Here is a 20,990-nt window from a genome sequence, read left to right on the forward strand (position 1 = left end):
CGTTGCCGCGAGGCCCGCGATGTCGATCTCATTGTCGAAGTGCCCGATGTTGCCAACAATTGCCTGATGCTTCATCTTCGACATCTGCTCCGCCGTGATGACGTCGTAGCAACCAGTTGCGGTGATGAAGATGTCTGCGACGTCAAGCACGTCGTCCAGAAGCGCGACCTGGTAGCCGTCCATCGCTGCCTGCAGTGCGCAGATCGGATCGATCTCAGTGACGATGACGCGTGCGCCCTGACCGCGCAGTGAGTCTGCAGAGCCCTTTCCGACATCGCCGAAGCCACAGACGACGGCAACCTTGCCGCCGATCATGGTGTCGGTCGCGCGGTTGATTCCGTCGATCAGTGAGTGACGGCAGCCGTACTTGTTGTCGAACTTGCTCTTGGTGACCGAGTCGTTGACGTTGATCGCGCGGAACAGCAGCGTGCCGGCGGCCGACATTTCCTTCAGGCGGTGCACGCCCGTCGTGGTTTCCTCGGTCACGCCGATGATCTCGGCGGCCTTGCGGGTGTACCAGGTCGGATCGGCGGCGATCTTGGCGCGGATCGAGGCGTAGAGGCAGGTTTCCTCTTCGCTCTTCGGGTGGTCGAGCAGCGACAGGTCACGCTCGGCACGCTGGCCGAGGTGCATCAGCAGCGTGGCGTCGCCGCCGTCGTCCAGGATCATGTTCGGGCCTTCGCCGGGCGTGCCGGCGGCGCCGAAGTCGAAGATGCGGTGGGTGTAGTCCCAGTAGTCGGCCAGCGTCTCGCCCTTGTAGGCAAACACCGGCGTGCCCTTGACGGCCAGCGCAGCGGCGGCGTGGTCCTGCGTCGAGAAGATGTTGCACGAAGCCCAGCGCACGTCGGCGCCGAGGGCCTGCAGCGTCTCGACCAGCACGGCGGTCTGGATCGTCATGTGCAGCGAGCCGGTGATGCGCGCACCCTTGAGCGGCTGCTTCGCGGCGAACTCTTCGCGGATGGCCATCAGGCCGGGCATCTCGGTTTCCGCGATGCGGATTTCCTTGCGGCCCCAGGCGGCCAGCGCCAGATCGGCGACGAGGAAATCGGGGGTGTGGACAGACTTGACGACAGCGTTCATGAGGAATGGGCTCCGAAGGATGAGCCGCTCACTGCATCGACGCGCGGGCCAGTCAGGGGTCACGAAAGCGGCAACCTTGCCGGCTCACCCTGTGCCCTCGCCGCGATGCGGGCGAGCGGGTGAGCGCCGTTGCCTTGTGAAAAGGGGTTCGAGCCTGGGATCGGGTACAACCACCGATCTTGCAACGCTCCTCGAACACGAGGCGCGATTGTAGCCACCTCGGGCGGCCCGTTGTGCCAAGCAGGGCCGGGTGTCCGTCGCTTTTCCGGGTCATGCCATGCCTTCCTCTGCGGACCACCTCGCGCCCCCGGCGGCCGTTTCCTTGGGCGAAGCCCTGCGCTTCTGGCTGAAACTCGGTTTCATCAGCTTCGGCGGACCCGCCGGGCAGATCGCGCTGATGCACCAGGAGCTGGTCGAGCGCCGGCGCTGGATCTCCGAGCGGCGCTTCCTGCACGCGCTGAACTACTGCATGGTGCTGCCCGGCCCCGAAGCGCAGCAGCTCGCCACCTACATCGGCTGGCTGATGCACCGCACCGCGGGCGGGCTGGTCGCGGGCGGGCTGTTCGTGCTGCCGTCGCTGCTGCTGCTGATCGCGCTGTCGTGGGTCTACATCGCCTTTGGCACGCAGCCGCTGGTGGCCGGGCTGTTCTACGGCATCAAGCCGGCCGTCACCGCCATCGTCGTGCAGGCCGCGCACCGCATCGGCGCGCGGGCGCTGAAGAACGCCACGCTGTGGGCGATCGCGGCCGCGGCCTTCGTCGCGCTCTTTGCGCTGAACGTGCCCTTCCCCGCCATCGTGCTGGCGGCGGCGGCGGTCGGCGCGGTGGGCGGCCGGATTGCGCCGGACACCTTCCGCACCGGCGGTGGCCACGGCGCGGCCAAGACCTCCGCCGGCCCCGCGCTGATCGACGACGACACGCCAACCCCCGAACACGCCCGCTTCCGCTGGCCGCGGCTGGCGCGCGTGCTCGGTGCGGGCGCGCTGCTCTGGTCGGTGCCGATGGCGCTGCTCACCACCAGCCTCGGCTGGGAGCACACGCTCACGCGCATGGGCTGGTTCTTCACCAAGGCCGCGCTGCTGACCTTCGGTGGCGCCTACGCGGTGCTGCCCTACGTCTGGCAGGGGGCGGTCGGCCACTTCGGCTGGCTCACGCCGACGCAGATGATCGACGGCCTGGCGCTCGGCGAGACCACGCCTGGCCCGCTGATCATGGTGGTGGCCTTCGTCGGCTTCATCGGCGGCTACGTGAAGGCGCTGTTCGGGCCGGACCAGCTCTTCCTGGCCGGCGCAGCGGCGGCGGCGCTGGTGACCTGGTTCACCTTCCTGCCGTCCTTCGTCTTCATCCTGGCGGGCGGTCCGCTGGTCGAGTCCACGCACCAGAACCTCAAGTTCACCGCGCCGCTGACCGCCATCACCGCGGCGGTGGTCGGCGTGGTGCTGAACCTGGCGCTGTTCTTCGGCTACCACGTGCTGTGGCCGAGCGGCTTCGGCGGACGCTTCGACGTGGTCTCCGCCTTGATCGCCGCCGGCGCCGCGGTGGCGCTGCTGCGCTACCAGCGCTCGGTGGTGCAGGTCATCGCCGCCTGTGCGGTGCTGGGGCTGATCGCCCGCACCGTGCTGGGCGGCTGAATCCGGGCGGCAGGCCGGTTCAGCTTGCCCCGTTCGAGGCGATCTGGTCCTCGAAGCCGCCCTGCACCAGCGACGGCCGCCCGACGATCAGCGGATCGGCCGGCCCGATGGTGGTCACGTCCTTGTTCGAGTAGGGCAGCCGGTGCAGCACGTAGCGCATCGCGTTGAGCCGTGCGCGCTTCTTGCAGTCCGACTTGATCACGGTCCAGGGCGAATCGGGCGTGTCGGTGTGCAGGAACATCGCCTCCTTGGCGCGGGTGTAGTCGTCCCACTTGTCGAGCGAGGCCAGGTCGATCGGGCTGAGTTTCCACTGCTTGAGCGGATGGCCCTGGCGCTCCTTGAAGCGGCGGCGCTGCTCGGCCCGGCTGACCGAGAACCAGAACTTGAAGACGTGGATGCCGCTGCGCACCAGGTTGCGCTCGAACTCGGGCGCCTCGCGCATGAACTGCTCGTACTGCGCGTCGCCGCAGAAGCCCATCACCCGCTCGACGCCGGCGCGGTTGTACCAGCTGCGGTCGAACAGCACGATCTCGCCGCGCGTGGGCAGGTGCTGCACATAGCGCTGGAAGTACCACTGGCCGCTCTCGACCTCGCTGGGTTTTTCCAGCGCCACCACCCGGGCACCACGTGGATTGAGGTGTTCCATGAAGCGCTTGATCGTGCCGCCCTTGCCGGCCGCGTCACGGCCCTCGAACAGGATGATCACGCGCGCCCCGGTCTCCTTCACCCAGGCCTGCAGCTTGAGCAGCTCCACCTGCAGCCGGTACTTCTGCTTCTCGTAGCTCTTGCGCGAGAGCAGGTGGCGGTAGGGATAGGCGCCCTCGCGCCAGCCCGCCGACAGCTCCAGATCCGGGTTCACGCCCGGCGCGACGCCTTGGTCCCGGCTCAGCAGCGTGCGCCGCAACACAGCCAGATCGTCTGGCGAGGCACCATCGATCAGCGCCTGCAGCTGCACGCGCCACTCGCCGTCCCCGTCGCCGCGGGCATGGCGCGCCATCAGATCGGTCACCGCCAGCGCCTGCACCTCGCGGGCGGCCTCGGTCGCGGCGCTGACCTCGTAGCGCTCCAGCCGCGCCGCCGTGATCGGCACGGACTTGTCGGCCATCACCACCGGGGTGGGCACCAGCGCGGCGGACTTGCGCGGCGCGCGGCGGCGGGGGGCGGGAACGGCGGCGTCGGCGCGCTTCTTGACAGTCATGGGGACTCCTCGGACATCATCCTGGTGCGGTGACACCATGATGGAAACCCGGCGCGCCGCCGTCCTTGCGCCCCGTCAATTCCCGCCTGTTTGGGCAAACCCTGAGAGGGCGCCAACCGGCTGTCTGGCAGCGACAATCAGGGTTTGTTCATCTGCGCTGCCCGCCCCGGACACCCACCATGCAAGCACTCGGTACCCCCCATTCCCCGAACGCCACCCGCGTCATGCTGCTCGGCAGCGGTGAACTCGGCAAGGAAGTCCTGATCGCGCTGCAGCGCCTGGGCGTCGAGACCATCGCCGTCGACCGCTACGAGAACGCCCCCGGCCAGCAGGTCGCGCACCACGCCCGCACCATCGCGATGAGCGACCCCGCCGCGCTGCGTGCGCTGATCGAGGCCGAGCGCCCGGATTTCGTCGTGCCCGAGATCGAGGCCATCGCCACGCAGACGCTCGAAGCGCTGGAAGCGGAAGGTGTCGTGCGCGTCATCCCCACCGCCCGCGCCGCACGGCTGACGATGGACCGCGAGGGCATCCGCCGCCTCGCCGCCGAGACGCTCGGGCTGCCGACCAGCCCGTACCAGTTCTGCGATTCACTGGCCGAGCTGCAGGCCGCGATCGACGCCGGCATCGGCTACCCCTGCGTCGTCAAGCCGGTGATGAGCAGCTCCGGCAAGGGCCAGAGCAAGATCGACGGCCCCGCCGACGTGGCCAAGGCCTGGGACCACGCGATGGCGGGCGGCCGGGTCAGCCACGGCCGCGTCATCGTCGAGGGCTTCATCGACTTCGACTACGAGATCACCCTGCTCACCGTGCGCGCCCTCGGGGCGGACGGCCAGGTCGAGACCCACTTCTGCGACCCGATCGGCCACGTCCAGGTCAGCGGCGACTACGTGGAAAGCTGGCAGCCGCACCCGATGCACCCCGCCGCGCTCGAAGAGTCCCGCCGCATCGCCAAGGCCGTGACCGACAACCTCGGCGGCCAGGGGCTGTTCGGCGTGGAGCTGTTCGTCAAGGGCGCGCAGGTCTGGTTCAGCGAGGTCAGCCCGCGCCCGCACGACACCGGCATGGTCACGATGATCACCCAGTGGCAAAACGAGTTCGAGCTGCACGCCCGCGCCATCCTCGGCCTGCCGGTGAGCACCGCGCTGAAGAGCCCGGGTGCCAGCGCGGTCATCTACGGCGGCATCGACGCGGCGGGCATCGTGTTCGACGGCGTGGACGAGGCGCTGCGCGTGCCGAACTCCGAGATCCGCCTGTTCGGCAAGCCGGAGAGCTTCGTCAAGCGCCGCATGGGCGTGGCGCTGGTGCACGACGCGGACGTGGAAACGGCGCGGGTGCAGGCCAAGCTGGCAGCGTCGAAGGTGCGGCCGCGGACGGCGTAAGTCGCTTGCCGCCACAATGGAGCCCTTTTCTGTCCCAACGACCACCGCCCCATGTCCACGTCTGACACCCCGATCGTCCCTGAAGAGGCTGCACAGCCCGTCGCCGAGTCCATCGCCGAGCCCGTCGCGGATGCCGCCGTCGAGCCCGTGACGGAGCCGGTGGCGGACGCTGCCGTGGCCGAGGCCGCGGCCGAACCCGTGGTCAAGGTGCCCGAGATGACCCCGTCGGAGTGCGCCCGCCAGCTCAAGGACCGCTTCCCCGCCCTGTTCGCTGGCAACGTCGCCAAGCCGCTGAAGCTGCGCATCCAGGCCGACATCAAGGAACGCGCGCCGGGCGTGTTCACCAAGGCGGTGATGTCGGCGTTCCTGCGCCGCCACACCGGCACGACCGCCTACCTGATCGCGCTGACCAAGGCCGAGCACCGCGTCGACCTCGACGGCCAGCCCGCCGGCGAGATCACCGACGAACACCGCCAGATCGCCCAGGAAGAGCTGGACCGCCGCCGCGCCGTGCACCAGGAGCGCCGCGCCAAGGAAGCCGAGGCCGAACGCGCCAACCGCGACAAGGCCCGCGCCGAGGAACGCGCCGCCCAGACCCAGCAGCGCGAAGAGCAGGAACTGCAGGAGCAGAAGCGCCGCAACCGCGCGCAACTGCTGCGCGACTTCGAGAAGACCACGCTCACGCGGGCGAACTTCTGCGTGCTGAAGGGGCTGCCGGAGGCGGATCTGGACCGGGTGCTGGAGATCGCGCGCAAGGAAATGGCGGAGTGGGTGGCGAATCGGCCGGCGATGGCGGACCAGCCAGGACACCGTCCCCCGGAAGGTCTGCGAAACGACCGACCGGGACCCCGTCGCGACGACGCGGCAAGGCAAGGTCGTCGCGGGGAGGCGGCCCCCACGGAAGGTGGCTTGCAACGCAGGCCACCGAAGCGCTGAGCCATCCACCGCCGGAATATATTTGCCAATAACTGCACGAATCGCCTGGCGGTAACTGGCAGCCCCTCCCGAAAGCTGAAGTAACGTCCTCGGCACGCAATGCAACGGTTTTCCCGACGAACATCGGGAATCAAGAAACCTGCAGCATCGCGTGCCGCAATCGTTTTCATCATCGGGAGTTTCACTTGAAAATCAACCTACGTCGTCAGGTATTAGTCAGCATTCTGGCTATTTCCGCATCTACCGTATTGGTTGGCTGCGCCACCGAATCCTCACGCGCCATCGACGTACAGCCGGTATCGGTTGCTGCACAGCCATACAACGGCCCCCGTCACCCAATCGTCATCGGCAAATTCGACAACCGCTCTTCCTACATGCGTGGCGTATTTTCCGACGGGGTAGACCGTTTGGGCAGCCAAGCCAAGACCATTCTCATTTCCCACCTGCAGCAAACGCAGCGCTTCAGTGTGCTAGACCGAGACAACCTGCAAGAAATCAAGCAGGAAAGCGGCTATCAGGGTGCAGCTGCCAGTGCGATCCGTGCAGCGCAATACGTGATCACCGGCGATGTCACGGAGTTTGGTCGCAAGGAAATCGGCGATCAGCAATTCTTCGGGGTACTCGGTCGGGGGAAGCAGCAAATTGCCTATGCCAAGGTCACCTTGAACGTCGTCAAGACCGGAACCGCCGAAGTCGTCTATTCGAGCCAGGGCGCGGCCGAATACAGCCTGTCCAACCGGGAAGTGATCGGTTTTGGCGGTACCGCCAGCTACGACTCAACGCTGAACGGCAAGGTGCTGGACATGGCCATTCGGGAGGCCGTCGACAAACTCGCCAAGGGCGCACAGGCAGGCGCCTGGACGCCAGGAGGTCAATGATGCCGGCGGCCCTCCTCGTCCGTCTCACACTGATGTGCGGGGCTGCAGCAGTCCTCGCCGGGTGTGCAACCCAGAAACCGCCGCTGTATGCCTGGGGTGGATACACGTCCGCCGTCTACAGTCAATTGCAGGGGGCCCCCGAGGGCCCCGAGAAGCAGATCGCATCCCTCGAAGAGGACATCGAGAAGGCCCGCTCCAAGAACGGGCGCCTGCCGCCAGGGCTTCAAGCGCACCTCGGTCTTCTCTACTTGACGACCGGCAAGGCCGACCAGGCACAGCAGGCGTGGCAAGCAGAAAAGACGCAGTTCCCTGAGTCGACGACATTCATGGACTTCCTGCTGGCCAAATTCAAGAAATGAGGCATCCAACCATGAACCCTACCAAGATGCCCTCCATCCCCCGCGCCTTGGCGTTGACTGCAATCGCAGGTGTCCTTGGCTTGGCCGGCTGTGCAACCAAAGCTCCGCCATACGACTACACCGCCTACCGGCAGCACATGCCGGCATCCATTCTGGTTCTGCCACCAACCAGCCAGTCACCAGACATCAACGCAAGCAGCAGCCTTTGGTCCCACGCCACGATGCCGCTCGCGGAATCGGGCTACTACGTGATCCCGGTCGCGCTGGTGGCCGAGACACTGCGCGAAAACGGTATCCAGACACCCGCGGAAGCCCAAGCACTGGCGCCGCAGAAATTGCAGAGCATTTTTGGTGCGGATGCCGGTCTGTATATTGATGTCACCCAGTTCGGTACCCAGTTCCTGGTTCTCAATAGTGTCACTTCCGTGGCGGCCAATGCGCGACTGGTCGACTTGAAGACCGGAACACTACTTTGGACTGGCTCAGCGCGAGCACAAGACGGCGGCTCCAACAGTCAAGGGAGTTTGGCGGTGATGCTGGTGACTGCAGTGCTCAAGCAGATCACGAACACCGCGACCGACATGGGTCACCGGGTTGCCGGCGTCACCAGCTCGACCTTGCTGCAGGCGGGACAGCCTCGCGGTCTGCTCTGGGGCGCCCGGGCAGTCGGCCAAGGCAAGGACGCGGCACAACCTTGACACGGGACTGCCGCGCCTGACATCCACGCGATGGCCGAAACCAGTCCCCCGAAAAGCCAATGGGCCGCAAGTCGCGGCCCATTTTCATTTCCACCGCAGATCAGTCGGCACCTGCGTATTCAGGACCAAGTGACCATCACAGCCCGGCAGCGGCCCGCAGCAGTTGGGCCTTGTCGGTGCGCTCCCACGTGAACTCCGGCTCCTCCCGCCCGAAGTGCCCGTAGGCGGCGGTCTTCGCATAGATCGGCCGCAGCAGGTCCAGCATCTGGATGATCCCGCGCGGACGCAGGTCGAAGAACTCGTTGACCAGCGCGGCGATCTTCTCGTCCGGGATCACGCCCGTGCCTTCGGTGTAGACCGTCACGTTCATCGGCCGCGCCACGCCGATCGCGTACGCCACCTGGATCTGGCACTGCTTGGCCAGCCCCGCCGCCACGATGTTCTTCGCCACATAACGCGCCGCGTAGGCCGCTGAGCGGTCCACCTTGGTCGGATCCTTGCCCGAGAACGCGCCGCCGCCGTGCGGGCAGGCGCCGCCGTAGGTGTCCACGATGATCTTGCGGCCGGTCAGCCCGCAGTCGCCTTGCGGGCCGCCGATGACGAAGCGGCCGGTCGGGTTGATCAGGAACTTGGTGTCCGCGGTGATCCACTCCTTCGGCAGCACCGGCTTGATCAGCTCTTCGCGGATCGCCTCGATGAAGGAGGCCTTCATCGTCGTCTGCGTCTCGCTCTGGTCCGGGTCGTGCTGCGTCGAGAGCACGACGGTGTCGATCGAGTGCGGCTTGCCGTCGACGTAGCGCATCGTCACCTGGCCCTTGGCGTCCGGGCGCAGGAAGGGCATGCGGCCGTCCTTGCGCAGCTGGGCCTGGCGCTCGACGAGGCGGTGCGCGTAGTAGATCGGCGCAGGCATCAGCTCGGGCGTTTCGTCGCAGGCGTAGCCGAACATCAGGCCTTGGTCGCCGGCACCGGTGTTCAGGTGGTCGTCGGAGGCATGGTCCACGCCCTGGGCGATGTCGTTCGACTGCTTGTCGTAGGCCACCAGCACCGCGCAGCCCTTGTAGTCGATGCCGTACTCGGTGTTGTCGTAGCCGATGCGCTTGATGGTGTCGCGGGCGACCTGGATGTAGTCGACGTGCGCGTTCGTCGTGATCTCGCCGGCCAGCACGACGAGGCCCGTGTTGCACAGCGTCTCGGCAGCCACGCGGCTGCGCGGGTCCTGTTCGAAGATCGCGTCGAGGATCGCGTCGGAGATCTGGTCAGCGACCTTGTCGGGGTGACCTTCCGAGACGGATTCGGATGTGAAGAGGAAATCGTTCGCCACTTATAAACTCCTGAAGTCGGACAAGCTGATCGGGGCGTGTCGCCGTGCTATTCGGGAGCCTGCGGCGAACGCTTTAGCGGTTTTGGTCAACTTCAGCGCATCTCATTGAGAAATCTGAAAGAAGCGTGCCTGATTCGACATGTTGGTGTCTGCCCCGGCCCGTCGCCCCGCAAGTTGTTCCTTAACTCGGCGAACTTTCAATTCTAGTCCTGCCCCCAGCATCGTGATTTCAACCCTGTTCCGAGTGGGCGCACGCACGCCCCTGCCACTGCTGCACGCCATCGGCGCGCTGCTGGGCTGGCTGGCTTACCTGGGTTCGCCCACCTACCGCCGCCGCCTGCGTGACAACGTAGCCCAGGCCGGTGTGCCGTGGCCAACGGCGCGGCCGGCGATCGCCTCGGCCGGCCGCATGGTGGCGGAGCTGCCCTGGCTGTGGAGCCGCGGCCCCGACGAGCGCCTGGGCGATCTGGTGCGCTGGGAAGGGGTGGATCTGCTGGAGGCAACACTGGCCGAGGGCCGCGGGCTGGTGCTGCTGACGCCGCACCTGGGCTGTTTCGAGATCATCGGCCAGGCCTACGCCGAACGCTTCGGCGCCCGGTATCCGATGACCGCGCTGTACCGCCCGGCCCGCAAGGCCTGGCTGCGCGATCTGGTGGCGCAGTCCCGCAACCGGGCCGGCCTGGAGATGGCGCCGGCCACGCTGGCCGGGGTGCGCCAGATGATCCGAGCGCTGCGCAAGGGCGGCACGATCGGCCTGCTGCCGGACCAGGTGCCGCCCGAGGGCATGGGCGTGTGGGCGCCGTTCTTCGGCCGCGAGGCTTACACGATGACGCTGGCGACGCGGCTGGTGGCGCAGACCGGCGCATGCTGGCTGCTGCTGAGCTGCGAGCGGCTGCCGGCCGGGCGTGGCTTCGTGGTCCGCGTCCGCCAGCCAGCCGAATCCTTGCCCGACACACGCGCCGAGCCGGACCCCGACCGGTTGGCCGCACTCGGCGCGGGCGTGGTCAATCGCGCGATGGAAACACTGATCCGCCAGAATCCCGGCCAGTACCTCTGGGGCTACCACCGCTACAAGGCGCCTCGACCGATCGACACCCCTGCACCGACGCCCTCCGATCCCGCATGAAATCGTTCCTCTCCCGCGCTGGCGCCCATGCGGTGCTGGGCCTGCTGTGGCTGCTGCACTGGCTGCCGATGGGCGCGCAACACCGGCTCGGCCTGGGGCTGGGTGCACTGCTGTGGAAGTTCGGCAAATCGCGCCGGCGCATCGCGCTACGCAACCTCGAACTCTGCATGCCCGAGAAGCCCCTCGCCGAGCGCGAGGCCATCGCCCGCGCCCACTTCGGCTGGTTGGGCCGCAGCTTCCTGGAGCGCGGCGTGCTCTGGTACGCCTCGCGCGAGCGGCTGCAGCGGCTGATCCAGGTCGAAGGCGACGTGAAGCTCGCCGAGCGCAGCGACCGCCCGGTGATGTGGCTCGTGCCGCACTTCCTGGCACTGGACGCGGTCGGCATCGGCCTGCTGCTCAGCCAGACGCGCCACGCCGGCTCGATCTACCAGGCCCAGAGCAACCCGGTCTTCGACGCTGCCGTGCGCCGCGGCCGGCTGCGCTTCGGCGGGGTCGAGGTCTATGCGCGGCAGGAAGGTGCGCGGGCGCTGATGCGAGCGATCAAGCGCGGGGATGCGTTCTTCAACCTGCCGGACATGGACTTCGGCGCCCGGGACGCGGCCTTCGTGCCCTTCTTCGGCGTGCCGGCGGCGACGCTGCTGGCGCCGTCGCGCATGGCGCACCTGCTGAACATGACCGTGCAACCGGTGGTGGGCGAGATGCTGCCGGGCGGTGCCGGCTGGCGCCTGCGCGTGCTCGACCCGTGGCCCGACTTCCCCACCGCGGATGCCGAAGCCGACACCGCGCGCATCAACCGCTGGATCGAGGAGGAGGTGCGCAAGATGCCGGAGCAGTACCTGTGGGTGCACAAGCGGTTCAAGACGCGGCCGCCTGGGGAGGCGGGGCTGTATTGACCATGGAGCGCGCCGTTCTGCTTCAACTGGGTTCGCGCATCACACGCTGCGTGGCCCGGGCACGCGAGGAATACGCCAGCAATCCCGACACGTTCGCCGCGGACATCACACGCCAGGATGCGGCCATCATGAACATCGTGCGCGCCTGCAGTTCGGCGCTCGACCTGGGTCGCTACGTTGGCTGGAAGATGCAACTTGGCGAACCCCACGACCTTTGCGACGTGTTCAACGTGTTGCGGGACGGCGGCTGGATAGACGCAGAGCTGGCCGACAACCTTCAGCATGTCGTGCGGTTCAAAGACAAGGCGATCCGCGATGACTTGGCCTTGCTGTGGCCCGAAACGGTCGAGGTGATCACGCGGCATCTGGGGGAGTTCCTGCGGTACACAGAGGCGGTGCTGCAGAAAGACGACGCGCAAGGACGGGCGCGATAATTCCCCCATGACCACCCGCCCGCCCCTCCCCTTCACCAAGATGCACGGCCTCGGCAACGACTTCGTCGTGCTGGACGCCACCCGCGCGCCGCTCGACCTGAGCGAAGCCGATCTGCGCTTCCTCGGCGACCGGCGCTTCGGCATCGGCGCCGACCAGATCCTCGTGGTCGAGCCGGCCCGCGCCGACGATGCGGATTTCCGCTACCGGATCTTCAACGGCGCGACCGGCGAGGAGGTCGAGCACTGCGGCAATGGCGCACGCTGCTTCATGCGCTATGTGCGCGACCACGGGCTGACGGACCGCGACACGGTGCGCGTCGAGACGATGAACAACCGCATCGTGCTGGAGATGACGCTGGACGGCCGCGTCACCGTGGACATGAACCAGCCGATCTTCGCGCCCGCGCAGATCCCGTTCGAACCCACCGGGTTGACGCCGCGGCTGCTCAACGGCTTCGAACTCTGGCCGCTGGCGAACCCGGCCGATCCCGCACAGGTGGTCGAGGTCGCTGCCGTGTCGATGGGCAACCCGCACGCCGTGCAGCGCGTCGAGGACGTGGACACCGCGCCGGTCGCCACGGTCGGTCCGTGGGTCGAGGCGCACGCCAGCTTTCCGCGCAAGGTCAACGCCGGCTTCCTGCAGGTCGTCGACCGTGGCCATGTCCGGCTGCGCGTGTACGAACGCGGCGCGGGCGAAACGCTGGCCTGCGGAACCGGGGCGTGTGCGGCGGTGGTCGCCGGCATCCGGCTGGGCTGGCTGGACGCGGTGGTCGACGTGGACACCCGCGGCGGGCGGCTCACCATCGCCTGGGACGGCCTCGGCCACAGCGTGCGCATGACCGGGCCGGCCGTGACCGTGTTCGAAGGCACCGTGGCGTTCCCGGACTGAAATTTCCGGATCGCTTGAATCCGGCGATGAAGGCGGGTGCCTGCCTGCCTTTTCCTCAGGATCGGCCGGAAACCCTGCGATACCCTGCTGCCCATGAGCACGCAGGGCCTATCCGAAATCGACATCGCCAGTTATCTGGCGCGCACACCTGGCTTTTTCGAACGCCACGCCGAGTTGCTCGCGCACGTCGAGCTGGCCAATCCGCACGGCCCGCGCGCGGTGTCGCTGCAGCAGCGCCAGATGGAGATGCTGCGCGAGCGCATCCGCGGTCTGGAGCGGCGGCTGATGGACATGATCCGCAACGGCCAGGACAACGCCGCGCTGACCGACCGCCTGCACCAGTGGATCTGCGCGCTGATGCTGGTCAACGATCCGCGCGACCTGCCCGACATGCTGGTGGTCGATCTGCAGGAGCAGTTCCGCATCCCGCAGGTCGCCATGCGGCTGTGGGACGTTGCGCCCGCGTTTGCCGATGAACCGGTGGCACGCAGCGTCGGGCCGGAGCTGAAGCGCTTCGCCTCCAGCCTGCGCACGCCGTATTGCGGCGTCAACACCACCTTCGAGGCGGTGCGCTGGCTCGGCCATCCCTCGGCGGTGGCCTCGCTGGCGCTGTTGCCGCTGCGGCGCAGCTACACGGGGCCGGCCTTCGGGATGCTGGTGCTGGGCTCACCCGACCCGACGCGCTACACGCCCGAGATGGGCACCGACATCCTGATGCGCATCAGCGAACTCGCCAGCGCCGCGGTGACGCGGCTGCTGCCCGACTCGGACTGAACAGCCGCAGTGCTCAGCGCTCGACGGGTGCAGCGTCCGCGTCCGTCGCCACGTACATCGACGACAGCGCCACGGTTTCGACCGAGGCCACGGCGGCGACATCCGACACCGGCTGCGGCGCGGCACCGAGCAGGTGGTGGCGTCCACCGCCGTGCCCACCGCCGTGTCCGCCGCCATGCCCGCCGCCGTGTCCACCCCCACGCCCACCATATCCACCGCCCGGCCCGCAGACGCTGAGCACAGGCGACATCACGCAGCACCCCGTCGTTGCAGCCACCAGCAATACCAGCGAACCGGCCCGAACCACATTGCGCATCAGCATCAGAATTCCCGTCACGACATGAATGTCTCGGGAATCAACGGCCCACCGCGCCTCACGTTGACCCGGTGCCGCGCAAGGCCAGCGCCCGCGTGAAGACGGCCGGATCATCGAGCAGGTCCTGGTGGCCGCGGCCGGGCTGGTGGACGGATGCTGCGCCGTCCAGCGTCGCGCAGCGTGGCGGGAAGGTGACGTTGTCGCACGCGCTCCAGACGCAGGTGAACCGCGCCCGCCACGCCGCCGATTCGCTGGCCGCCAGCACCTGCAGCCACGGGCTGTTCCGGCGCATCTGGATCGCGTTGGGCCGCTGCCCGAAGCGGGCGAGCCAGGTGCCGCGGTGCGGCGTGCCGAGCGTCAGGACGTGGTGGACGCGCGCGTCCGTCGCCGCAGCGTCCTCGCCGCGCAGCAGCCGCGACCGCCGCCACGCCCGCACCGCCACGCCGCCCATGCTGTGGCAGACGACCAGCGGCGCCTGCCCCGTGGCGCGCTGGAGTTGCACCAGCGCGGCGTCGATCTGGTCCGCGTAGTCGTCGATCGAGCAGAACACCGGCTCCAGGCTCACGCCGACAAAGGGCACGCCCAGCGCCTGCAGCCGCGGATACCACTGGTTCCAGAAGCCGCGGTTGCACAGGTAGCCGTGGACCAGCAGCACGCCGCGTCCGTCCGAGCCCGCCCCGGTCGGCGTGTCCGGCCAGCGCTGGCTGGCGAAGGGCATCGCCCAGCCGAACACCAGGGTCGATTCCCGCAGCTCGCGCGCCCAGGCCAGGCCCCGCGCCGCCACGCTCGGCCGAGGCGCCGGATCCTGGCCGTGGACCGCCGCCGCCATCGCCTGCTCCAGCGCGAGGGCCAGCGCGTTCAGGCCCAGCAGCGCCAGCACCGGCCCCAGCGTGGCGCCCAGACCCAGCCCCTGCCGGAGGCACCAGCCCACCCAGCCGGCCACGCCCAGCGCACCGGCCAGCCCGATCCACCGCAACTGACGCGCGAGCATCCCGGCCTCAACCCGGTCGCACGAGCTGCGCCAGCGCGGCGCGGATCGACGCCGGGATGGCCACCGGGCGCTGCGTCGCGGTGTCCACGAACACATGCACCATGCGGCCGACCGCGCAGACGTCCGGCGCGCCCGGCTTGAACAGGCCGGTCTCGTAGGTCACCGAGGAGTTGCCGAGCTTGACCACCGCCACGCCGATGTCCACCTCGCCCGGGTAGGCGACCGGGGCAAAGAAATCGCACTCCGAGCGCACGATGAAACCGACCACATCGCCGCGGTGGATGTCGAGCTGGCCCTCGGCGATGAGGTAGGCGTTGATGACGCTGTCGAAGTACTGGTAGTAGATGGCGTTGTTGACGTGGCCGTAGCAGTCGTTGTCGGTCCAGCGGGTGGTGACGCGGTGGTGGTGGGGGAAGTCGGCGGAGGTGGGGCGGGCGTGCATGGGGGAATCGTATGCGATACATTGGCATCACCATGTCTCATGAGCGATACATCAACAGCCCCTTGGCGCAACTCGGTGCCGCCTTGCGTCAAGCGCGCAGCGAGCGCGGCCTGACCCAGGCGGCGCTGGCCGAGCGCGCCGGCATTCCGCGGCTGAAGGTCATCCAGGTCGAGGCGGGGGACGACCGCGTGGCGAGTCGTTATTACGCGCTGGTCGCGGGGGCGCTCGGGCAGCGGCTGGTGCTGCAGGTGGCGCGGCGGCCGACGCTGGAGGAGTTGCAGCGGGAGCAGGCGGCATGAACGCATTGCACGTCACCACCCCGACCGGCCCAGCCGGCACGCTGTCGCGCGAGGCCGGCCAGTACCAGTTTGTCTATGCCGCGCAGGCGGACGCCCGCAGCGCGGTGTCGCTGACGATGCCGGTGCGCCGGCTGGCGTTCACGCAGCCGACGCTGCCGCCGATCTTCCAGATGAACCAGCCCGAGGGCTTCCTGCGCGAACGTCTGCGCCACCTGCTGGCCAAGTCCACCGTGGACGATCCGGCGCTGACGCTGGCGCTGCTGCCGGGGGATGCGGCGATCGGGCGGGGCTGAAGGTGTCGCGATACTTGTCGCGATAGTCGGGAAACGCGACACGGATCCTGAACCGCCAACAGGCCATCGAATACCCGACCACGCCCGCCTCACATCGGACATGCTCATCGCGCTGCATCCGGGGAATGCAGTGCTGTTCTGGATTCGACCGCTGGAGCAGGCGGCTTGGCGGGAGGGGCGGGCATCGCAGGGTTGAAGTTGACCATCTGTATTCGACCGAATACATTCAACCCATGTACACGATCAAACGCACACCGCAGTTCGACGCTTGGATGCGGGCGCTGCGTGACGGCATGACCCGCATCCGGCTGGCTCGCCGGCTGGAGCGGGCACAGCGCGGGATCCTGGGCGACGTGAAGCCGGTAGGGGCTGGTGTGCATGAGATGCGCGAGTTTTTCGGCCCTGGCTGGCGCATGTACTACGTGCAGCGCGGTGGCGTGCTGATCGTGATGCTGGGCGGCGGAGACAAGAGCACCCAGCAAGCCGACATTGCCGCAGCGCAGGCGCTGGCCGTGACCCTGACCAACGACGAGGACAAAGATGACCAAGATCGCTGACCTGCCCGACTTCGACATGGCGGACTACCTGACCGATGACGAGGCCGTGGCGCAGTACCTGAGCGTGGTGCTGGCCGAAGGAGATGCTGGCGAACTGGCCGACGCGCTAGGGCACATCGCCAAGGCCCGCGGCATGGCGCAGATCGCCAAGGACTCCGGGCTGGGGCGGGAGGCGCTCTACAAGGCGCTGCGGCCGGGGGCGCAGCCGCGGTTTGACACGATCAACCGGGTTTGTGCGGCGCTGGGGGTGCGGCTGGTGGCCGTGCCGGTGAATGCAGGCTGAGGCGAATTCGGCTCAAAATTTCGCGCCGCCAGCCTCCGGCGGGCAATACCAAAATTCCTGTGCTGACTTGGCTGGCTGGTCAGCAAGCGCCTCGGACTAGCCGGAAGCCGGTGCGATCTCCGCGCCCATCCGGTTTATGTGCAAAGCGGTCTGCTGAGCGGCAGCCACGGCCGGCATCATCCCAGCTACCACCACGAAGCGACCTTCGCCGACCTTCATTTGTGTCTAGCTCGGAGTGTTGCCGAGAATACTTGTCGGCACACCACTCCCACACGTTACCGTGCATCTGGTAAAGACCCCATGGATTTCTATGTAATGCCTTCACTGGCACCGTTCCTTGACGCCCAATTCCTTTCGGTCCGTTTGCGTATGGGAAATCGCCGTTGTAGTTCACTTGATCGGTAGAGATCTGCGTACCAATCGAAAATGGCGTTGTCGTCCCAGCTCTGCAGGCGTATTCCCACTGCGCTTCGGTCGGCAGTTCCAATTGCAGCTCGGGTGATATTTCATTGATCTTTAGCAAGAATCTCAGGCATATATCGTCCCAACTCACCTGCTCTACTGGATTCTGCGGGTCGGACTTAAACCGGCTCGGATTCGTATGCATCACCGCTGTCCACAAGGCTTGTGTGCAGGCAGTGTCCGCGAGCCAGAAGCCTTCATTCAGCACAACGCGGTGCTGGTGTTCGTTGTCATTGCGCTCCGGCTCATTCTCAAGTGATCCCATCAGGAACTCCCCCGGCGGAATCCACCGCATCACCTGCCGCACCCCCGCGACCTCGAACGCCTGCCACAGCCCGGTGCGGTCTTCGCCGTAGGCGCAGGCCCAGCGGAAGGGCATGACGGGTGGGAGCAGATTCAGTGCAGGCATCGCGGCAGTGTCTTTCTCCCCTCGCCCGCTCGCGGGAGAGGGGTCGGGGGTGAGGGCGGTGGCAGTGGGCTGAGGTGGCGGCGGGCGAAGACCCTCACCCCCAGCCCCTCTCCCGCCAGCGGGAGAGGGGAGCAAGACAGGCGCTCCGTCATTTCTTGCTCTTCTGGTTGAGTTCGCCAAAATGCCTGGGCTGGTCTGGCTGGTCAGCAAGGCCTCGGGCCAGACGGAATCCGAAGTTGCGGCCCCGGTTATCCGGCACGAGCGCGAAGCGGTAAGCGGAGCGGCAGTATCTGCCGTAGTAGAACCAGCTCCCGCCGCGAAGCACCCGCTGCCAACTTTCTATTTTGTCTTGATGAATAACTGGGTCTATCACAGTTCCTTCGGGATACGCAGCAAATTCATCCATGCACCACTCCCACACGTTGCCGTGCATCTGGTGCAACCCCCATTGATTCGCGGGCAGTTCCTTTACCGGCACGGTCTTGTTCCGGTACTCGCCCTTCTTGCCGTCCGCATACGGATGGTTCCCGTTGTAGTTCACCTGTTCCGGCGTGATTTGATCGCCAAACGAAAACACCGTCGTCGTCCCCGCCCGGCAGGCGTATTCCCATTGCGCCTCCGTCGGCAAGGTCAGGTTCAGTCCCGGCACCAGCTTGTTCAAACGCGGCAGGAACTTCTGCGTGATGTCATCCCAGCTCACCTGCTCGACCGGGTTTTGCGGGTCATCCTTGAAGCGGCTTGGATTCTCGTCCATCACCGCTTCCCAGAGTTCCTGGGTGCAGGCGGTGTCAGCGAGCCAGTAGCCTTGGGTCAGCAGAACGGCGTGCTGGATTTCCGTGTAGTCGCCATTGGTCGAGCGTTCTTTTTCGGATTCGGGGGAACCCATCAGGAATTCGCCGGGGGGGATCCAGCGCAGGCGTTGGGTGACTGGGCCGCGTCGCCCACGCAAGGTGAACTCCGCCCAGTTGCCAAACTCATCCGACCCGCGTCGCGTCGCCCACGAATTCTCTGGAAATCTGCGCCACTGGCGACGGTTTTCAGCGTCCCACCAACACGCGACAAAGCTGCACTCCCCGGTGGGTGTCCAGACCAGTTCTCGGCTATCGGGCAGTGCAGCGTGCCATTCGCCCCGGTCGAACCAGATCGACTCGGCCCAGTCGGGTCGCTGGAACGCCTCCAGTTCCAGACTCCGTCCACCCACCACCACCCGGCAGGTCGTTCCGATGCCGAGGTCGGTAGCCTCCTGGCTCGTCAGCACCGCAGTCGTGCGCACCCCGGCATCATCGTCACGAAGCACCACCTCCGGCAACGCCGCCAGCAAACCATCGACCAGTGCCCGCACGGGCACCTTGTCCAGAAGCGAAACCCCAAGCGCCGCGCCGACCGGCGCCAGCCACTGCCGCCACCCTGACTGGTGCTCGGCGTCGCCACCCATCAAGGCCTTGTGCAATGCAAGGCCCAACCCCGCGGCCACCGTCTTGCTCAGTCCCTGCGCAAGCGTGCCATCGCGCAGCAACTGGCCCACCAGCGCCTTGGCGCGGCTCGCATCGCCCCCCACATGGCGCACAGCTGCGCCGATGACCCCGCCCAACTGCATGGCCTCGGGCGGCTGCGCCACATGCCGGGTGATCGACCAATAGGCCATGCCGGGCAGATCCGTCGCGAGACAGACGCCCGTTCCATCAGACCCCTGCGCAGCCAACCTGAGCTGCATCAGGCCCGGGGCCCCGGGCTGCGCGGGTGGCGACTGCTCCAGCAGCAAGGCCATCGGACGGGTGTCATTGCCGGCAAGCAGCCATGACTGTGCGGCGAGGTTGAGGCCTGCGGGCAGACGCGTTGTCTGGCGCTGAAGTGCATCCCGATGGGCCAGCAACCAGGCCGTCTGCAAGGCATCACCATCCTGTTCAACCAGGGCCAGACTCCGGGCGCCCAACCGCGAGAGGTAGGCCGACAGGTCACGAGAAAGGCCGGGGGCCCCGCGGGCGATGGCCACACACATCCGGCGCGCCAGCAGATCAGCCGCCTCAAGACCTGCCTTCAGCGCCCGTGTCAGTGCGTGCCCTTCCGGCAGTTCGGGGGCCACCCAGCGCGCATATTCAGCACGCACCAGCGGTGACGCGGATTGCAGGTGCGTCCACAGAACGCCAACCGCTGCGAAACGCAGTGCAGATGGCAGCGCCAGAAACTGCTGGCGCACGGCGTCTCGCCTCTCGGACAACAACGTGCACGCGGTGGCACTCGCGCTGATGAACGGGTCGTGCCAGACCGCCAGTTCACTGGCCATGTCCAGATGCACCCCATGGCGGGACAAGGTCCGCCGCAAGGCGCGCAGCACCGGCGGGGTCACGCAAGGATGGCCGAACAAGGCGGCCCGCAGCACCTCGGCATCACAGCCACGGACCGGAACCTGTCGATCCGGCCAGCCACTGCGTCGAATCAGACGCATCGGGAATCCATCGTCCGACAGCAAGGCGATGTCGAACGCTTCAGCCATCTCCCGACGCACCATCCGGCGTGGCAAGGGCGCCAGCAACAGGGCCTTGCGACCGCCCGCCCGCTCGATGCGACGCCCAAAGTCGGCCCAGTGCGCAAGGGTTGTCCCGTAATCCGACTCCGACAGCGCACAACGGCTCAGGCCCGCATCGCCGAGGACCACCACCGCAGTGCGCCCGTCATGCGGCAACTCCAGTCGGCGGCGATCGCTCATCACAAGCTGCAGGCGCTGGCCCAGAGTCTTGTGCAGTTCCTCCACCACACCACGCAAATCGTCGTCCAGCGGCTGCAAGGCACGGCTGGAATCAAACAACACCCGCACCTGCGCTGGCCAGGCCGCCCGCTCGCGCATCGGCCAGCGGCGGATCGGCAACTGTCGTGACAGCAGCCGCAGCAGGCGTGCCACATCGGGCTCCGAGGTGCAACGCAATTGGACCAACTGCCGTCTCAGGAACGACGCCAGTCGCCCTTTCGTCACCAGGGGAGGTACCAGTGGAGCGGCGACGCCAAGTTCACCCTCGAAGTCCTCGAATCCCGGCGTGTCCATCTGCGTGAACCAGTTCGGTGCCGTCGCCTGCGCAGTCGGATCGGACACGTCAGATGCCACACGCCAGAACGTCTGCCTGGGCGCAGTCGCCACCGAGCGCGGCGCCGCAGGCGGCAACAGAGACGGAGGCGGAGGCGAGGCTGGCGGCGGTGCTGGTGGCAATGTCGGCGGCGGCAGCGCCAGAGCACGCCCTGCACGCTCGAAGCCCAGCGCCTGCGCCGCGGCCTCATGGTCTGCCTCGGGCAACGCTGCAAACGCCCGCAGCAGATCGCCCCAGCCGATGGCAGACGCGTTCATGGA

General features: G+C 67.3%; 23 protein-coding genes and 1 riboswitch. Of the genes, 15 read left to right on the plus strand and 8 right to left on the minus strand.

Annotated elements, in window-relative coordinates:
* Window positions 1–1,080, minus strand: a 1,080-nt coding sequence (locus AABN02_RS20425) for an adenosylhomocysteinase (protein WP_338416752.1), incomplete at its 3' end; no start/stop codon positions are given.
* Window positions 1,081–1,194: 114 nt separating this feature from the next.
* A riboswitch (S-adenosyl-L-homocysteine riboswitch) is annotated at window positions 1,195–1,279 on the minus strand.
* Between the two features lie 78 nt (window positions 1,280–1,357).
* Here AABN02_RS20425 and chrA point away from each other — a divergent pair.
* The gene (gene chrA / locus AABN02_RS20430; RefSeq protein WP_338416753.1) at window positions 1,358–2,710 is read left to right on the plus strand and encodes a chromate efflux transporter; all 1,353 of its coding nucleotides are present in this window, start codon (window positions 1,358–1,360) and stop codon (window positions 2,708–2,710) included.
* Window positions 2,711–2,729: 19 nt separating this feature from the next.
* On the opposite strand, the gene ppk2 is transcribed toward chrA, so the two are convergent.
* The gene (ppk2, locus tag AABN02_RS20435) at window positions 2,730–3,908 is read right to left on the minus strand and encodes a polyphosphate kinase 2 (protein ID WP_338416754.1); all 1,179 of its coding nucleotides are present in this window, start codon (window positions 3,906–3,908) and stop codon (window positions 2,730–2,732) included.
* A 179-nt stretch (window positions 3,909–4,087) separates the two neighbouring features.
* Here ppk2 and purT point away from each other — a divergent pair, with 179 nt between their 5' ends.
* The 5 genes from purT to AABN02_RS20460 all read left to right on the plus strand — a co-directional run bounded on the left by purT (window position 4,088) and on the right by AABN02_RS20460 (window position 8,161).
* The gene (gene purT, locus AABN02_RS20440) at window positions 4,088–5,290 is read left to right on the plus strand and encodes a formate-dependent phosphoribosylglycinamide formyltransferase (protein ID WP_338416755.1); all 1,203 of its coding nucleotides are present in this window, start codon (window positions 4,088–4,090) and stop codon (window positions 5,288–5,290) included.
* Window positions 5,291–5,341: 51 nt separating this feature from the next.
* Window positions 5,342–6,226: a ProQ/FinO family protein gene (locus AABN02_RS20445; protein WP_338416756.1), complete on the plus strand. Its 885-nt coding sequence runs from the start codon at window positions 5,342–5,344 to the stop codon at window positions 6,224–6,226.
* 191 nt (window positions 6,227–6,417) lie between these two features.
* Window positions 6,418–7,104, plus strand: coding sequence for a CsgG/HfaB family protein (locus AABN02_RS20450; RefSeq protein ID WP_338416787.1), 687 nt, complete (start codon window positions 6,418–6,420; stop codon window positions 7,102–7,104).
* Entirely contained in the window at window positions 7,104–7,463 is a 360-nt protein-coding gene (locus tag AABN02_RS20455; RefSeq protein WP_338416757.1) for a DUF4810 domain-containing protein, read from the plus strand. Before AABN02_RS20450 ends, AABN02_RS20455 begins: the two co-directional genes overlap by 1 nt.
* An 11-nt stretch (window positions 7,464–7,474) precedes the next feature.
* A complete protein-coding gene (locus tag AABN02_RS20460) occupies window positions 7,475–8,161 on the plus strand; it encodes a GNA1162 family protein (RefSeq protein WP_338416758.1) in 687 nt (228 codons plus the stop codon).
* Between the two features lie 136 nt (window positions 8,162–8,297).
* On the opposite strand, the gene metK is transcribed toward AABN02_RS20460, so the two are convergent.
* Window positions 8,298–9,482 (minus strand): methionine adenosyltransferase, encoded by a 1,185-nt coding sequence (metK, locus tag AABN02_RS20465; RefSeq protein WP_338416759.1) that lies wholly within the window; start codon window positions 9,480–9,482, stop codon window positions 8,298–8,300.
* Window positions 9,483–9,708: 226 nt separating this feature from the next.
* Between metK and AABN02_RS20470 the strand changes: the two genes are divergently transcribed.
* From AABN02_RS20470 to AABN02_RS20490, 5 genes are all read left to right on the plus strand, one after another.
* Entirely contained in the window at window positions 9,709–10,608 is a 900-nt protein-coding gene (locus AABN02_RS20470) for a lysophospholipid acyltransferase family protein (RefSeq protein WP_338416788.1), read from the plus strand.
* The gene (locus AABN02_RS20475) at window positions 10,605–11,501 is read left to right on the plus strand and encodes a lipid A biosynthesis acyltransferase (protein ID WP_338416760.1); all 897 of its coding nucleotides are present in this window, start codon (window positions 10,605–10,607) and stop codon (window positions 11,499–11,501) included. Before AABN02_RS20470 ends, AABN02_RS20475 begins: the two co-directional genes overlap by 4 nt.
* A 2-nt stretch (window positions 11,502–11,503) precedes the next feature.
* Window positions 11,504–11,935: a DUF86 domain-containing protein gene (locus AABN02_RS20480; RefSeq protein ID WP_338416761.1), complete on the plus strand. Its 432-nt coding sequence runs from the start codon at window positions 11,504–11,506 to the stop codon at window positions 11,933–11,935.
* 7 nt (window positions 11,936–11,942) lie between these two features.
* Window positions 11,943–12,824 carry a diaminopimelate epimerase gene (gene dapF, locus AABN02_RS20485; RefSeq protein WP_338416762.1) on the plus strand — a complete coding sequence of 294 codons (882 nt, stop codon included), beginning with the start codon at window positions 11,943–11,945 and terminating at the stop codon, window positions 12,822–12,824.
* Window positions 12,825–12,917: 93 nt separating this feature from the next.
* Window positions 12,918–13,598, plus strand: coding sequence for a DUF484 family protein (locus AABN02_RS20490; protein ID WP_338416763.1), 681 nt, complete (start codon window positions 12,918–12,920; stop codon window positions 13,596–13,598).
* A gap of 13 nt (window positions 13,599–13,611) precedes the next feature.
* On the opposite strand, the gene AABN02_RS20495 is transcribed toward AABN02_RS20490, so the two are convergent.
* From AABN02_RS20495 to AABN02_RS20505, 3 genes are read right to left on the minus strand one after another with little or no spacing between them, the layout of a single operon-like run.
* Window positions 13,612–13,920 carry a hypothetical protein gene (locus tag AABN02_RS20495; RefSeq protein WP_338416764.1) on the minus strand — a complete coding sequence of 103 codons (309 nt, stop codon included), beginning with the start codon at window positions 13,918–13,920 and terminating at the stop codon, window positions 13,612–13,614.
* Between the two features lie 52 nt (window positions 13,921–13,972).
* Window positions 13,973–14,905, minus strand: coding sequence for a permease (locus AABN02_RS20500; protein ID WP_338416765.1), 933 nt, complete (start codon window positions 14,903–14,905; stop codon window positions 13,973–13,975).
* Window positions 14,906–14,912: 7 nt separating this feature from the next.
* Window positions 14,913–15,347 carry a thioesterase family protein gene (locus tag AABN02_RS20505; RefSeq protein WP_338416766.1) on the minus strand — a complete coding sequence of 145 codons (435 nt, stop codon included), beginning with the start codon at window positions 15,345–15,347 and terminating at the stop codon, window positions 14,913–14,915.
* 32 nt (window positions 15,348–15,379) lie between these two features.
* Between AABN02_RS20505 and AABN02_RS20510 the strand changes: the two genes are divergently transcribed.
* The 4 genes from AABN02_RS20510 (at window position 15,380) to AABN02_RS20525 (ending at window position 16,779) form a co-directional block, all read left to right on the plus strand.
* The gene (locus tag AABN02_RS20510) at window positions 15,380–15,646 is read left to right on the plus strand and encodes a helix-turn-helix domain-containing protein (protein ID WP_338416767.1); all 267 of its coding nucleotides are present in this window, start codon (window positions 15,380–15,382) and stop codon (window positions 15,644–15,646) included.
* The gene (locus AABN02_RS20515) at window positions 15,643–15,939 is read left to right on the plus strand and encodes a HipA N-terminal domain-containing protein (RefSeq protein WP_338416768.1); all 297 of its coding nucleotides are present in this window, start codon (window positions 15,643–15,645) and stop codon (window positions 15,937–15,939) included. The genes AABN02_RS20510 and AABN02_RS20515 overlap by 4 nt, the downstream gene beginning before the upstream one ends.
* A gap of 233 nt (window positions 15,940–16,172) precedes the next feature.
* The gene (locus AABN02_RS20520; RefSeq protein ID WP_338416769.1) at window positions 16,173–16,496 is read left to right on the plus strand and encodes a type II toxin-antitoxin system RelE/ParE family toxin; all 324 of its coding nucleotides are present in this window, start codon (window positions 16,173–16,175) and stop codon (window positions 16,494–16,496) included.
* Window positions 16,480–16,779 (plus strand): addiction module antidote protein, encoded by a 300-nt coding sequence (locus AABN02_RS20525; protein WP_338416770.1) that lies wholly within the window; start codon window positions 16,480–16,482, stop codon window positions 16,777–16,779. Before AABN02_RS20520 ends, AABN02_RS20525 begins: the two co-directional genes overlap by 17 nt.
* A 79-nt stretch (window positions 16,780–16,858) precedes the next feature.
* Here AABN02_RS20525 and AABN02_RS20530 read toward each other — a convergent pair whose 3' ends face one another.
* Together AABN02_RS20530 and AABN02_RS20535 are read right to left on the minus strand one after the other, a co-directional pair.
* Window positions 16,859–17,650: a formylglycine-generating enzyme family protein gene (locus AABN02_RS20530; RefSeq protein ID WP_338416771.1), complete on the minus strand. Its 792-nt coding sequence runs from the start codon at window positions 17,648–17,650 to the stop codon at window positions 16,859–16,861.
* A gap of 148 nt (window positions 17,651–17,798) precedes the next feature.
* Window positions 17,799–20,987: a formylglycine-generating enzyme family protein gene (locus AABN02_RS20535; RefSeq protein ID WP_338416772.1), complete on the minus strand. Its 3,189-nt coding sequence runs from the start codon at window positions 20,985–20,987 to the stop codon at window positions 17,799–17,801.
* Window positions 20,988–20,990: the final 3 nt, after the last annotated feature.

Origin of the sequence: uncultured Sphaerotilus sp., assembly GCF_963924895.1 — a bacterium.
GTDB lineage: Bacteria > Pseudomonadota > Gammaproteobacteria > Burkholderiales > Burkholderiaceae_C > Sphaerotilus.